The sequence below is a fragment of the Clostridium sp. NSJ-49 genome (genome assembly GCF_014287725.1).
Classification (GTDB): Bacteria; Bacillota; Clostridia; order Clostridiales; family Clostridiaceae; genus Clostridium; species Clostridium disporicum_B.
Map to the genome: position 1 here is coordinate 20958 of NZ_JACOOP010000039.1, position 13773 is coordinate 34730.

Consider the following 13773-nt stretch of genomic DNA (forward strand, 5'->3'; position numbering starts at 1 on the left):
TTCTATCCTTTCTTATGTTTATTCAATAAGAATATAAAGTATGGTGCACCAATCATAGCTGTAACTGCTCCTATTGGTAATTCTGCTGGTGAAGCTACTGTTCTAGCAACTGTGTCAGCTAAAACTAAAAACATTGCTCCTCCTACTGCTGCAAAAGGAAAAAAATACTTGTGTTCCGGTCCTATAATCATTCGTATAATATGCGGAATAATTAATCCTACAAATCCAATAATCCCATTAAATGCTGTGCTTGCAGCAATAATAAATGATGATACTATTATTACTCTTCTAACTAGCTTATTAGTATCAACACCTAAACTTTTAGCTGTATCATCTCCAGTTAGAATAATATCTAAATCTCTTGAGTGCATTGTAAGATATATTACACCTAATATAACGCAGGGAGCCACAATAGATATTGTTTTCCAACTTGATGTGCTTAATCCTCCCATAGTCCAAAAGACTACACTTTCTAGTTTATCCTCATTCATAATCATAAGTGTAGATTGCATTGCATTCATAAGGAAACTTATTGCTACCCCTGAAAGCAGTATGTTAGTAGTTGAAACTCTTCTCCCAACTCTCCCTAAAGTATAAACTAAAAATGTAGTGACCATAGCACCTATAAATGCAAATAAAGTAGTTAAGCTAAAACTAAAAAAACTACTTTTTAAATCGAACAGTATTGAAATAGTAGCTCCAAGAGCTGCTCCTGATGATATTCCTAAAATAAATGGATCTGCCATTGGATTTTTAAAGACCGCCTGATAACTTCCTCCAACTACAGCTAATCCCATCCCAACTATAGTAGCCATAACTATTCTAGGCATTCTTAACTTAAATATAATTAGAGCGTGGGTATTAAATGACCCACCCTCTAATTTGTTACCTATGAAGGGTATCCTTGTAAAAATAGTAGAAAATACATCTTTAACACTTATTGATGCAGAACCTACAGATACTGCTATCATTGTTAAAAATACAAAAGCTATAATTAATATCACAAAACATTTCCCTTTATTTTTTCTAATAATATCCTTCATAAAACTTTTCCTCTTTATTTATTAATTAAATGCTTCAGGATGAAGAATCTTAGCTAAAGCTTCTAAACCATCAGCAAGTCTTGGTCCTTGTCTATTTAAAAGATTTTGATCTATTTCATAAACCTTTCCATTTTTAACAGCCTCTAAATCTTTATAAAAATCAGTTGATTCAAAAGTTGCTTTTGTATCATTATCACCAGCTAAAACTATTATTGATGGATTTTTTTCAGCAAGTTTTTCTTTACTATATCCCCATCCTTCTGAATCATCAGCAATATTTTCGCCATTAGCCATTCTAATCATTTCACCGATAAAAGTATTACCACCTGCTGTTGAATCTTTCTCTCCAAATCCAACTACATAATACATGCTTGGTGCTTCTAATCCTTCTACCTTTTTAGTAACTTCTGCTACCTTTTCTTTCATTCCAGCGACAACTTCCTCTGCTTTTGGAGAGGCATTTAATATCTTCCCTAATGTTTCTATTGAATTATAAACACCTTCAAAGCTATCTTCTGAATATAAAACTATTGTTGGAATTCCTAATTCATCAAGTTTAGCTTTAGCTTCATCTGTAAAGTGAGTAGATGCCACAACTAAATCTGGTTTTATTTCTGCTATAAGTTCTAAATTTGGCTTAGTTAGTGTCCCTACTTCTTGCACTTCTAAAGCTTGCTCTGGATAATCACAATACTTAGTTCTTCCAACCAATTTATCACCTTTATCTAAAGAATAAACCATTTCAGTAACGTTTGGTCCTAAAGATATAACTGTTTCTGGTTCTTTTTCAATAATTACTTCATTACCATTTGTATCAGTTATAGTTAACGGGTATGTTGTAACTGATTCTTGTGCATTACTTGTATTATCTTCTATAGTATTCTTTTCTCCACAGCTTACCAAACCTAAAGCTAGCATTAGTATAGCTAACATCATTATAATACTTTTAAACGTCTTTTTCATATTTTTTTCTCTCCTCATATAACTTTTTATAATTTTTACTTTCGTCATTATCTAAGCCAGCTTTATCAAAAGTATCCATTTCTTTTATAATTGTTAATGCTGACTCTATTATAGAAAAGGCAATTGGACATCCACTACCTTCCCCTAATCTCATCTTTAAATCAAACATAGGCTCTAAATTCATTTCTTTATAAACTTCATTCATAGCTTTTTCTGTAGATTTATGTGATGAAAACATAAAGTCTTTAACAGTTTCATTAATCTTATATGCACATAATGCTGCTGCTGAACTTATTAATCCATCTATAACTATTGGAACTCTATTTTTTGCTGCACCTATAAAACTTCCGCAAAGGCTTGCAATATCAAGACCTCCAACTTTACTTAATACGTCAATAACATCATCTTTATTTGGATTATTTAACTCTAAGGCCCTTCTTAAGACCTTTTTTTTATTTTCTAATCCACCTTCAGTAAGACCTGCTCCAAGTCCTACTAAATCCTCTACATCTAAATCTAATAAAGCTGCTATAACTGCTGTACTAGTTGATGTATTTCCTATTCCCATCTCTCCAGTACCTAGTAGGTTATATCCTTCACTAACAAGAATATCTACAGATTCTATTCCTATATTTATAGCTTTAATTACCTCTTCTCTTGTAAGAGCATTTCCTAATGCCATATTTCTAGAACCTTCTCTAACCTTCTTATTAACTACATTTAAATTTGATATTTGACCTTTTACACCAACATCAATTACTTTTATTTCACTTCCATAAAACTTTGCTAATATTCCAACTCCAGTTGTATAATTAGGTAAATTATTAGTTACTATATTTGTAACTTCTTGAGAACATCCACTTACCCCTTCATCACAAACTCCATTATCAGCACAAAAGATTAGTATATTTTTCTTATTAACCTTATTAAAAACTTCACCAGTCATTCCCGATATTTTAACAGCTATTTCTTCAAGTACTCCAAGACTTCTAAGTGGCTTACTTAAATTATCTAAATACTCCCATGTCTTATCCATTATTTCTTGATCTAAAGGTTTAATTTTACTTAATGCATCATCTAATAAATTCATCTAGTCTCTCCTAATATTCTCAAAACATTTTAACATATCTAATAAAATCTCATTATTTTCTCTACTTTTTACTGCTAATCTTATAAAAGAACTATCTAACCCTCTGTAATTACCACATTTTCTAATAAGTATTCCTTTGCTTAAAGCAAATTCAAAAAGTTCATTATCTGTTGAATTTTCTAATTTACATAAAACAAAATTACTATTACTATCAAATACTCTATTAATTACATTAAGTTTTCTTAATTCTTGAATTAAAAATTCTTTTTCATTAATATTTACTTTTAAAGATTTCTCTATATACTCGCTATCTTCTAATAAATACCTCAAGGATAAAGCAGCAAATGTATTTATATTCCAAGGCAATTGTTTTCCTCTAAGTTTACTAAGTATTTTTTTATCAGAGCTTATTGCCCAGCCTAACCTTATTCCTGGTAAGGCAAAATATTTTGTAATTGCTCTAACAATAATTAAAGATTTGTAATTATTTACTTCGTCTATAAAACTTTTAGCTTTATCTCCTGAAAACTCAACAAAAGCCTCATCAATAATTATTCTTTTACCATTCTTTTCGCAATAATTTAAAATGAACTTAAATTTTTCTTTATCAATGTTACTTCCATTTGGATTATTAGGATTAGCTATTATTATTCCATCACATACCTTTAATTTATCTAAAATATCTTCATAATTATAAGTCATATCACCATTTAAATAGCTATATTTAATCTCTAATCCATATTTTTTAGCACTAATTTCATATTCAGAAAATGATGGTGCAATAATACATATACTTTTTAATGTTGATATTGCTAAGTCTAATACCTCTGCAGCACCATTTCCTAAAATTATATTATCATTATCTATAGAAATTTTATGATATTTAATAATAGCTTCCTTAGTAGATCTATATTGTATATCTGGATAATAATTTATTAAGTTTGTTGCTTCTTTTATACCTTCATAAAAACTACTAGGTACACCTAAAAGATTTATATTAGAGCTATAATCTATAAGCTCCTTACCTTTTAATAACCCTTCTGTATATATATCTCCACCATGACTAGTCAATGTTTTGTTCATAAGTTAATTACTCCTACTATACAAATGCTAAAGATAAAAAATAATATTTCACTTACTATCATAAGCTTATTACATTCTTTTATATGTTTTCTATTTATCGGTTTTATATTATCGCCTATTGTAGGCTTTTCTATTACTTCTCCAAAATAGATATTAGTTCCACCTAATCTTATATCCATAGCTCCAGCTGCCGCTCCTTCAGGATAAGCACAATTTGGGCTTTTATGATTTTTTCTATCTCTTATCATAATTCTAAATGCCCTTATAATATTCCCTCCAACTATTGGTGATGAAATACACATAGCCACCCCTGTAATCCTTGCTGGAATAAAGTTAGCTATATCATCTAGCTTTGCTGGAAAATACCCAATATATTTATACTTTTCTGTTAAATATCCAAGCATAGAATCCATAGTATTTATAGCTTTATACATCATTGCTAAAGGTGCTCCTCCTATAATTCCATAGAAAAGTGGAGCTATAACACCATCTGATGTATTTTCAGCTACAGTCTCTACCGCAGCTCTTACTATTTCATTTTCTTCTAAATAAGTCGTATCTCTTCCAACGATATATGAAAGCATAAGCCTAGCTTTTTTTATATCTACGTCATCTAATGCTTTATAAACCTTCTCACTTTCTATCTTTAAACACTTAGCTGCTACTGTTGTATAAAGTAAAAAGCTATTTAATAATATATAAATCATTTTATTGAAACTAAATAAATTTACTATTAAAAATGTAATTAGATACGTAGTAAAACTAACTATAAGAAAGATAAATCCACCATATTTTTTTAGTTCTTTATCATCCTTAGCTTTTTTTCTAAAATACTTTTCTAAAGTTGAGATGAATTTTCCCATATATATTACTGGATGTGGAAATCCATATGGATCTCCAATTATAAAATCAACTACAATTGCAATCCCAATGGATATTAAGTTTAATAGTAAAAAGTCTATCATCTTTTTATCCCCATAATATTATAGATACTATCTATATCTATACTTTCTCTAACAATAGAAGCTAGTTTATCTATTTCTTTATCTCGTATTGCTTCATATTTTGATGACTTCTTTTCGATTAATCCTCTTTCTCTTCTAATAGCGTTTAAAATAGTTTCCCTAAAAGAGCTACTATCTAATACTCCATGAAGATATGTTGCCATTATCTTTCTATCTTCACTTATATATCCATCATTAATGCTAGTTTCTTCTCCATTAGAACTAGTTAAGTTTACGAAATAATTATATTCACCTTTGGCTATTGTTTCACCCATATGAATTTCATATCCATATACTTTGTCACCTAAAGAAGTTATACCTTCTGATCTGGTCATCGTTTTTTCTGTAGTTAACTTTGTAATACACGGAATTATACCAATTCCTTTTACACTTAAATTTTCACTTTCAACTTTATGTGGATCTAATATCTCTTCTCCTAACATCTGATATCCACCACAAATACCTAGTATTCTGCCTAATTTACTGTATTCTAATAATTTTTCTTCTAATCCAGAATTTCTTAAATAAATTAAATCATCTATTGTATTTTTACTACCTGGTAAGATTACTAAATCAGGATCTCCAAAGTCATTAGCCTTAGAAATAAATCTAACACTTACATCCTCTTCAACCTTTAAAGCATCAATATCCGTAAAATTTGATATATGAGGTAAATGAATAACAGCTATATCTATATCTCCTCTACCTTCTCTTTCAATAGATGAAGCCATAAATCCATCTTCATCTTCTAAGTTCAAAGTAAAATGTGGTACAACTCCTAGTGTTGGCTTATGAATAATATCAGTTAGCATATCAATTCCAGGTGTTAGAAGATCAATATCTCCTCTAAATTTATTTATTATTACACCTTTAACTCTTTCTTTTTCTGAGTCACTAAGTAAAAGTAAAGTTCCAGCTAAAGATGCGAACACTCCACCTTTATCGATATCTCCAACAATTATTACTGGTGCATCAACTAGTTCTGCCATTCCCATATTAACTATATCATTTTCTCTTAAGTTAATTTCAGCAGGGCTACCAGCACCTTCCATAACAACAATATCAAAGTTTTCTTCAATTTTTTCAAAGTCATTCTTAAGCATAACTTTAAATTCATCTTTTAAATTATAATAGCCCTTTGCATCAGTATTTAGAAATACTTTACCATTTACTATTACTTGACATTTTCTATCACTGGTTGGTTTTAAAAGAATTGGATTCATATAAGCTTCGGGTTCTATTCCTGATGCATAGGCCTGTAATACTTGAGCTCTTCCCATCTCTTTACCATCTAAAGTAATATAGGAATTTAAAGACATATTTTGAGATTTATAAGGACATACTTTATACCCATCTTGGGTGAATATCCTACATAAAGCCGCAACTAATATACTTTTACCAACCGATGATCCAGTACCTTGTATCATTATCTTTGCCAATTTTATCCCTCCTTTAAATAACGCTCTAAATCATTATTTTAGCAAGTGAAATATCTACTACGAGCGTATATAAGTAGAAATTTCCTCTAATTTAGAAATTCTCTAGAAAAAAAAGTAGTACACGGTTAGTGTACTACTATAGTTAAGGGTATATTTATTCCTATATACCCTCTATTCATCACATAAAAATGCCAATATTTTTATTAGCATAATATAAACGAATTTTCTCCCTAGTAGTCTCTCCCTCCGAAAGCTCTTAGAATCCATCTAGGCAGGTTTCCTGACTTATGAATCATCCTCACTTTCACCTTCCCCTAAATCTTAGAGTGGTATGTTTGAAAGTTTGTCCTCAATCACAGTAGCGGGGGCTGTTGTAGCTTTTACTACATTCCCTTTTACCCTTCTTTTACGAAGGCACCTAAATTTCTATATAATTTTCCTCACTCATTATATTGTAGATATTATAAATTAGCAATACTTTTATTTAAAATTAAAAATTACAACTTAAAACAATTAATAAAATTAACATTACCAATTCATTATTTGCACCTAAAGAATCTCCTGTTATTCCATTTATTTTACTATTACAATACTTATTAAATAGTATAGTTGTAATACTTGATATAATGACTATAATTAATAATCTTTTTATATCCACCATAAAAACAGCTATTAATATAAATAATAAATAATTAATTATAACTTCTTTAAATGTCACAGTATTTATAAATAAATTTCCACTTCCAATCTCTTTAGCAGCCTTTCCTATATAACTTATTAATACTATACTTACTCTACTTATCATAGGTAATAATATTATTATATAACTTGTTATATTATTTAATATAGTTGTATATCCTATAAATTTAATTAATATATTTATTATTATTCCAATACAAGCAAAAGTACCAATCCTACTGTCTTTCATTATGTCTATAATCTTATCTTTTCCTTTAGTTGCAAAGAATCCATCACAGGTATCACCGAATCCATCTATATGAAACCCACCAGTGATAAGAATATCTATAATTATTACAAATATTACTGCTATATCTAAATTGAAAAACTTTATTAAAAATGAATATACTATAAATTGAATTAATCCTATAACTAATCCAACTATAGCAAAAAAGTTTGCACCTCTTTTAAAGTCTGTGTTTTCACAAGGCAAAGACTTATTTATAGGAATTCTAGTTAGTACTTGAAGCATAAGTAAAAAATTCTCAAAATATCTTTTCATATTACTTTAACCTCATTGGCAAACCACATGCTACTAAATATACTTCATCGCTTTCTTTAGCTAAGATCTGATTAACCCTTCCTAAAATATCTGTAAAAATTCTACCTAACTTATATTCAGATACTAATGAAAACCCAACTTCATTAGTAATTATTACTGCATCTTTATCTTTTCTTCTTATTTGCTCTAAAAGCTTCAATACCTCATTAACAATTTCTTTCTCTAAAACATTAATCTCATCTTTGCTTAAATTATCTACATTCGTATATTTATCAAAAATTAAATTTGTTATCATAGTTCCAATACATTCTAACATTATATATTTTTCTTTTATATCAGCTACCCTATTATACAGTTCTCTGTAGTCTTCAATTGTGCTCCATAGCCTATTTCTACTTTCTTTATGTCTTTTAACTCGTTCCTTCATCTCTTCATCATAAATTATTGATGTTGCTATATAAGCAACATCATCTTTTTCTTTTAAAAGGCTTTCTCCATAGGAACTTTTGCCACTCCTACTTCCCCCTGTTACTAAAATTATTTTGCTCATTTTTTCTCCCTTCATATATGAGTTATAGAATCTATGTACCAATGTCCGTATTCATATTTAACAATTGATATATCCCCATTTTTTGATGAAAATTTCCAAAAATTATCTAACCCATTAAGTATGTAACAATAAGAATTTCTTATAAATCCCCCATGAGTTATTAAAAGAATATTTTCAAACCTTTTACTTTCAATATCTTTTAAAACATCCTCGGCTCTTAAGTAGCTTTCCATCGCACTTTCTCCCATAGGAATTTTATAATTTTTCCAATCTTCTTCCCATGCTCTAACTTCCTCACTATACTCTTTACAGATTTCATCATATGTCTTATTCTCAAATATTCCAAAGTTTCTTTCATCTAATCTTGCATCTACTTCATATTTAACATCTGCTCCAAATATAATCTTTGCAGTTTCACTACTTCTCTTTTTTGAACTAACATAAATTCTATCAAATTTAATTTCCTTAAGTTTTTCTCTTAAAATCTTAGCTTCTTCCATTCCTCTTATTGATAATTCACTATCATAAGCTCCATAATACCTTTTTTCTTCATTACTCTTCGTAGTACCATGCCTAACTAAATAAATATTCATTTTTCACCTTTTAATACCTATACTAGAAATTTCAATTTAATTTTATATTAACATATCTATTAAATCAATTAAGATATTTATGTATTAATTTCTTCTAATTACCAATAATACTTTTATTAGAACTTTTTAATATGTTAAAATTAATTAATTACCAATTTTTATAAATGAGAGGTGTATTATGAAAACTCTAAATAGACTACTATCAATATTATTGATTTTTTCACTAGTTTCTTGTGGTGATAAAGCAGCAAGCACAAGACCTGATGCAACTTCTGATACATTATTAGAACAAACTAGTGATTGGAGTAACTTCCAATACAAAATAGATACTGACGGCCACGTTGAAAAAATAATGAATGATTTATGTTCTGAAGCTTATTTAGGAAGAGTTGTAGGAACTAAAGAAAATGAAAGAGCTCAAGAATATATAAAAGATTACTTTAAAAATTTAAATATTTCTCCTTTCGATAATAACTATTACATTTCTAACAAAGATGGAGTAATTTCCTTAAGTGAGAATACTAATAACGTTGCAGCAGTTATTAAGGGTACTGATAGTTCTAAAGCAGTATATATTACTGCTCACCTTGATCATGTTAACGATGCTAATAATAATCCACTAAATGGTGCTATAGACAATGCTTCAGGAATCGCTGTCCTTCTTGAAACTGCTCATAAAGTTAAAGAATTAACTGATAAAACCCCATTAGATATGGACGTAGTTTTTGTTGCATTTAATGCTGAAGAGCTTGGACTTTTAGGTAGCCAAAACTTCTTTAATAAATACTATAAGACTTACTCAGAAAGCTATAATATTAATATTGACTGTGTAGCTCAAAAGAATTGTAACACATTATCAATGGGCAACGATGATCCAAACTCTGAAGAGTTATATAAAGCTATGAAAGAAATCTTTGATAAAGAAAATGTTATCTATGATGATTCTTTATACGCTACAAAAAATGGTGTGCGTTATGGAACTAGCGATCATATAGTTATACGTCAATATGGAGCACCTTCTTTAGTTTTAGGAGATTCTACAATAATGGATGTAGTTCATACTAATAAAGATAACTTAGAAAATATTGACTATAGTGATTTAGAAAAGCTTAGTGATGCTTTATCTAAATTTTTAATGGCTAATAATGGAAATACCTTTAATAAATAAAGTTCAGGCTAAGGCTCTCAGGTGAAAAGTAGACTGCATGGAGGTGAAAATGCTACTAACGTAGTAAGGAAATTAGTAGCATATACACACTTTCTCCAATTGCCATAGGCAATCCTTTCACCGTCACGGCAGTTATCTTTTCTCCCCAGCTTCACCTGATTTTTCACTTTTGACGAATTCAAACTTTTCACCAAAGTGCTTCGCACTTTTATTCAACTTCTATCTTTACTTTCATAAGAATTACAAATCCAATAAGTAACATTATTGCTGATGCTATAAACGGAAGCTTTTCTCCAAAATCAAAAATTGCACCTGCAAATAATGACCCAATTACCATGCCTACAGCCTTAGCTGAATTTTGTAATCCCATTAGTGTTCCGTAATTTTCTTTTGCTAATGTTGAAACTATATTTTGTTGTACTGGTACATAAACACTTGCAACTGCTACAAATAATATTATTGCACCAAAGAATATTACTAAGTTTTTGGATAAACCAACTAGCATCATACTTAATGTTAAAATCAATGTTATGTATTTAAAGCTAACTTCTTTAGTAAACTTTTTACCTATAATAGGTGTAATTATGATATTAGCTAAGAATCCAACCATTCCAGCAATTGATAAGAAAACACCATTAAAAGTAGGTGGTAAATTTAATATTGATTCAATATAATAGTTTATTGATGAGTTATAGCTTGTTGATGAGAAAAAGAACATCATAATAAGAATCATAACAACTAATAAGTTTTTATTTAATAGGTCTTTATACTTACTAAATGAAAAAGTATTTAGTTTAATATTTGCTTTAATTTTCTTTTTCTGAATAGTTTCTTCTAATACAAGATATAATGCTAAACTTAATATTACTGCTAAAATAAATTGCCACACAAAAGTTACTTTATAATTTGTATTGCCTAGTATTCCTCCTAAAAGAGATCCTAATGATCCTCCTATAGTTGTTACAGCTGCATAGTAAGACATAATTTTTAATCTGTTATCTTTTGTAGTTATATCAGTTAAATAAGCTAGTGATACCGTCAAATAACTAGTAACAAATGCTCCTCCAAGTATTCTAAATATAACTATAAGAATTGGATTAGTTGCAAATCCAAATCCCAATTGACTAACTCCATATCCAAACAAACCTAAAACAAGAAATTTTACTCTTCCTTTAGTATCAGAAAGCCCTCCCCAAATTGGAGAAAAGAAAAAATTTCCTAAAGACATAGATGCAAAAAATATACCAAACATAATGCTAGGAAGTCCTAAACTTCTTATAAGTACTGGAGTTACAGGATGTGCCATGTTTAAAACTAGCTGAATTAATAATGCTAATATTAATAAACTAGTAACTGATTTCTTCTTCATTTTTTTCTCCTTGTAAAGTTTTTATATTTACTAATATAAATGTAGACAAGTATTTTTGCAATGCTTATCTTTACTTTTAGTGATAATCTTCTAAACTACAAATTATAACCGTTTACATCTTTTGTTTTCATATTTCTTCTATATTCTTTAAAATTTGTAGCATTTTTTTCACTCTTTAATACTATATATAAATATAGATTAAATAAAGGAGTAATTAATTATGAATTGTTATGATTTAACTTTAGAGTATGTTAGAATTCTAGATGATTTACAAAGAACTATTGATAAAAAAAGTAAAGCTCCTGCTATAGATCAAGGCTGGTTAGAAACTGATATAAATAAACTAGAGATAAGACTTTTCGAAATTATCGATATATTAAAAAAGGAAAAAGTATAATTTGCTTTTTAATACAACATAATAAAATTCTATTTAAAATAAATAAAACATGGAGTACATTATTAAGTAGTCCATGTTTTATTTATGCTTTTTTATATAAATGCTATTAATTATAAAATTAATATAGATAAGGTTGTAACTATAAAGTTGCTTAAAATATTAACTACATCATTGTTGATAAATCTAAATCCTGATATTAAACGATTCTCTTTCCTACCATTAAATTTCTTTTCAGTAATATTTCCTTCAATATCATCAATATACTGTCCTTGAATTGTTATTCCTAATATAGAGTCCACTATAGAACCTAAAAATCCTAATATTATTATTATAAATAATATTATTAAACTCTTTTTATCATATCCTACAAGTAATATATAAATAGTTGTATATGTTATTCCTATTACTGTCGCTCCTAGAAAAGCAGATACTGTACCTAATAAGCTTATACCACCTGATACTCCTTTTTCTATTTTTTTACCTGTAATTATCGATATAGTTTTACCTTTTGATAACACTCCAATTTCACTAGCCCATGTATCTGAGTTTGCTGCAGCAAAAGATACTGCTGAAGCTATAAAGAATCTAATATCTTTAGTTTTCTGAAATAGAAATAAGCATATTACAGCTACTCCTCCATTTGCAATAACTTGTACAAAATCTCTTGCATCACTTTTTTCATGTATCTTGTCTAAACCTTTTTTCTTATTCTTACCTATCTTTGAAATAATAGATGATGAAATGAAAAATACTAACATAAGAGTAAATGGAATACTTCCACCTAAACTAAATATAGCGGTTCCCAATATTATAGCTGCTATCATTCCACTTTTATTTAAAGATTTCTTCTTATATGCTACTAAAGCAATTATAGTAGAACTTATTAATCCAATAATTATTTCCAACTTATATCACCCCATAAAAATAGAAATTATGTAGTAAATAAGTGAAATCCCTAGAGGTACGGATAAGTTATCTAACCCATGTGGTGTGAATAGCTCAAGCAATGTAGCTACTACAGATAATACCACTGCATATAAAATAACTCCTGTGATTGATATATCTGTACAAACACCTAATATTAAAGTTATTACCGCAAAAGTAGCTACCAACATAGTAAGTGTTCCTTCTTTAGATTTTAAATTTCTACCTATAGGAATATATTTAGTTCCTTTAAAAGTACCTACAACTGCTGCGAATCCATCTCCATATCCCATAGTTAGTATACCTAATGCACCAATATATCCTTTACCACTGTCACCAAGAGTAAGTAAAGCTAGTATTAATAAAGAGATAGCATAATAAACAGTTCCTAAATCTTTTTTTCCTCCATCTCTTTCCATTGCTTCAATAACTTTATATTTATAAGATATGTAATTTATAATTACAAATAAAGCTGGAACGATAGCTGCATAATACCTATTATCAAAATAAATCATAGCTATTATCCACCAATTACATACACCTATATGTATAAACTTTCTACTTGCCTCACCAGATATTATTCTCTTTTTAGTCAATATAGTAGATATCCCTATAATACTTAAGACAAATATAAAAGATATTATAATTCCTAATATATTAGTATCCATAATTTTCTCCTTAAATTAATTTTCTATTTTTCATTATACATTATAAGTATATCTAATTGTATAAAAATATTATTTATTAGTACTTTTCCTAATTAAATAAAAAGGGGCTGTATCAAAAAAAATTTGATATTTGCCGATAAAGAAAAGGAAGTTCGAATTTGAACTTCCTTTTTTGCGCATAGTAATAATATGAAAAACTTCACAAAAAATGTGATTCCTATGTAACAAATAGGATTTGCATT

Annotated in this window: 14 protein-coding genes and 1 riboswitch; of the genes, 2 read left to right on the forward strand and 12 right to left on the reverse strand. The window is 28.5% G+C overall.

What is annotated here, in order from left to right:
* Positions 1 to 2: 2 nt before the first annotated feature.
* From H8S10_RS13050 to H8S10_RS13090, 9 genes are all read right to left on the reverse strand, one after another.
* The gene (locus H8S10_RS13050; RefSeq protein ID WP_186839179.1) at positions 3 to 1043 is read right to left on the reverse strand and encodes an iron ABC transporter permease; all 1041 of its coding nucleotides are present in this window, start codon (positions 1041 to 1043) and stop codon (positions 3 to 5) included.
* Positions 1044 to 1064: 21 nt separating this feature from the next.
* Positions 1065 to 2006 carry an ABC transporter substrate-binding protein gene (locus H8S10_RS13055; RefSeq protein ID WP_055264889.1) on the reverse strand — a complete coding sequence of 314 codons (942 nt, stop codon included), beginning with the start codon at positions 2004 to 2006 and terminating at the stop codon, positions 1065 to 1067.
* Positions 1990 to 3096: a nicotinate-nucleotide--dimethylbenzimidazole phosphoribosyltransferase gene (gene cobT / locus H8S10_RS13060; protein WP_186839180.1), complete on the reverse strand. Its 1107-nt coding sequence runs from the start codon at positions 3094 to 3096 to the stop codon at positions 1990 to 1992. Before cobT ends, H8S10_RS13055 begins: the two co-directional genes overlap by 17 nt.
* On the reverse strand, positions 3097 to 4179 hold the full coding sequence (locus H8S10_RS13065; RefSeq protein ID WP_055264885.1) for a histidinol-phosphate transaminase: 1083 nt from the start codon (positions 4177 to 4179) through the stop codon (positions 3097 to 3099).
* Entirely contained in the window at positions 4176 to 5144 is a 969-nt protein-coding gene (gene cbiB, locus H8S10_RS13070; protein WP_186839181.1) for an adenosylcobinamide-phosphate synthase CbiB, read from the reverse strand. The genes H8S10_RS13065 and cbiB overlap by 4 nt, the downstream gene beginning before the upstream one ends.
* The gene (locus H8S10_RS13075; protein ID WP_186839182.1) at positions 5141 to 6622 is read right to left on the reverse strand and encodes a cobyric acid synthase; all 1482 of its coding nucleotides are present in this window, start codon (positions 6620 to 6622) and stop codon (positions 5141 to 5143) included. The genes cbiB and H8S10_RS13075 overlap by 4 nt, the downstream gene beginning before the upstream one ends.
* Positions 6623 to 6874: 252 nt before the next feature.
* Positions 6875 to 7059: riboswitch (cobalamin riboswitch) on the reverse strand.
* A 53-nt stretch (positions 7060 to 7112) separates the two neighbouring features.
* The gene (gene cobS, locus H8S10_RS13080; protein WP_186839183.1) at positions 7113 to 7862 is read right to left on the reverse strand and encodes an adenosylcobinamide-GDP ribazoletransferase; all 750 of its coding nucleotides are present in this window, start codon (positions 7860 to 7862) and stop codon (positions 7113 to 7115) included.
* Position 7863: 1 nt separating this feature from the next.
* Positions 7864 to 8412 (reverse strand): bifunctional adenosylcobinamide kinase/adenosylcobinamide-phosphate guanylyltransferase, encoded by a 549-nt coding sequence (cobU, locus tag H8S10_RS13085; protein WP_055264877.1) that lies wholly within the window; start codon positions 8410 to 8412, stop codon positions 7864 to 7866.
* Positions 8413 to 8423: 11 nt separating this feature from the next.
* Positions 8424 to 9005 carry a histidine phosphatase family protein gene (locus H8S10_RS13090; protein WP_186839184.1) on the reverse strand — a complete coding sequence of 194 codons (582 nt, stop codon included), beginning with the start codon at positions 9003 to 9005 and terminating at the stop codon, positions 8424 to 8426.
* Positions 9006 to 9183: 178 nt separating this feature from the next.
* Between H8S10_RS13090 and H8S10_RS13095 the strand changes: the two genes are divergently transcribed.
* Positions 9184 to 10173 (forward strand): M28 family metallopeptidase, encoded by a 990-nt coding sequence (locus H8S10_RS13095; protein ID WP_055264873.1) that lies wholly within the window; start codon positions 9184 to 9186, stop codon positions 10171 to 10173.
* A 208-nt stretch (positions 10174 to 10381) separates the two neighbouring features.
* Here the strand turns inward: H8S10_RS13095 and H8S10_RS13100 are convergent, their stop codons facing one another.
* Positions 10382 to 11542, reverse strand: coding sequence for an MFS transporter (locus H8S10_RS13100; protein WP_186839185.1), 1161 nt, complete (start codon positions 11540 to 11542; stop codon positions 10382 to 10384).
* 220 nt (positions 11543 to 11762) lie between these two features.
* Between H8S10_RS13100 and H8S10_RS13105 the strand changes: the two genes are divergently transcribed.
* Positions 11763 to 11939: a hypothetical protein gene (locus tag H8S10_RS13105; protein ID WP_156334258.1), complete on the forward strand. Its 177-nt coding sequence runs from the start codon at positions 11763 to 11765 to the stop codon at positions 11937 to 11939.
* A 110-nt stretch (positions 11940 to 12049) separates the two neighbouring features.
* Here the strand turns inward: H8S10_RS13105 and H8S10_RS13110 are convergent, their stop codons facing one another.
* Positions 12050 to 12844: a DUF92 domain-containing protein gene (locus H8S10_RS13110; protein WP_186839186.1), complete on the reverse strand. Its 795-nt coding sequence runs from the start codon at positions 12842 to 12844 to the stop codon at positions 12050 to 12052.
* A 6-nt stretch (positions 12845 to 12850) separates the two neighbouring features.
* Complete coding sequence (locus H8S10_RS13115) at positions 12851 to 13531, reverse strand: hypothetical protein (RefSeq protein ID WP_186839187.1); 681 nt, start codon at positions 13529 to 13531, stop codon at positions 12851 to 12853.
* Positions 13532 to 13773 lie beyond the last annotated feature (242 nt).

Bases quoted from the DNA above. Each gene is read 5' to 3' on its own strand.
- H8S10_RS13050 (WP_186839179.1), bottom strand. From the start codon at position 1,043: ATGAAGGATATTATTAGAAAAAATAAAGGGAAATGTTTTGTGATATTA.
- H8S10_RS13055 (WP_055264889.1), bottom strand. From the start codon at position 2,006: ATGAAAAAGACGTTTAAAAGTATTATAATGATGTTAGCTATACTAATG.
- cobT (WP_186839180.1), bottom strand. From the start codon at position 3,096: ATGAATTTATTAGATGATGCATTAAGTAAAATTAAACCTTTAGATCAA.
- H8S10_RS13065 (WP_055264885.1), bottom strand. From the start codon at position 4,179: ATGAACAAAACATTGACTAGTCATGGTGGAGATATATATACAGAAGGG.
- cbiB (WP_186839181.1), bottom strand. From the start codon at position 5,144: ATGATAGACTTTTTACTATTAAACTTAATATCCATTGGGATTGCAATT.
- cobS (WP_186839183.1), bottom strand. From the start codon at position 7,862: ATGAAAAGATATTTTGAGAATTTTTTACTTATGCTTCAAGTACTAACT.
- cobU (WP_055264877.1), bottom strand. From the start codon at position 8,412: ATGAGCAAAATAATTTTAGTAACAGGGGGAAGTAGGAGTGGCAAAAGT.
- H8S10_RS13090 (WP_186839184.1), bottom strand. From the start codon at position 9,005: ATGAATATTTATTTAGTTAGGCATGGTACTACGAAGAGTAATGAAGAA.
- H8S10_RS13095 (WP_055264873.1), top strand. From the start codon at position 9,184: ATGAAAACTCTAAATAGACTACTATCAATATTATTGATTTTTTCACTA.
- H8S10_RS13100 (WP_186839185.1), bottom strand. From the start codon at position 11,542: ATGAAGAAGAAATCAGTTACTAGTTTATTAATATTAGCATTATTAATT.
- H8S10_RS13105 (WP_156334258.1), top strand. From the start codon at position 11,763: ATGAATTGTTATGATTTAACTTTAGAGTATGTTAGAATTCTAGATGAT.
- H8S10_RS13115 (WP_186839187.1), bottom strand. From the start codon at position 13,531: ATGGATACTAATATATTAGGAATTATAATATCTTTTATATTTGTCTTA.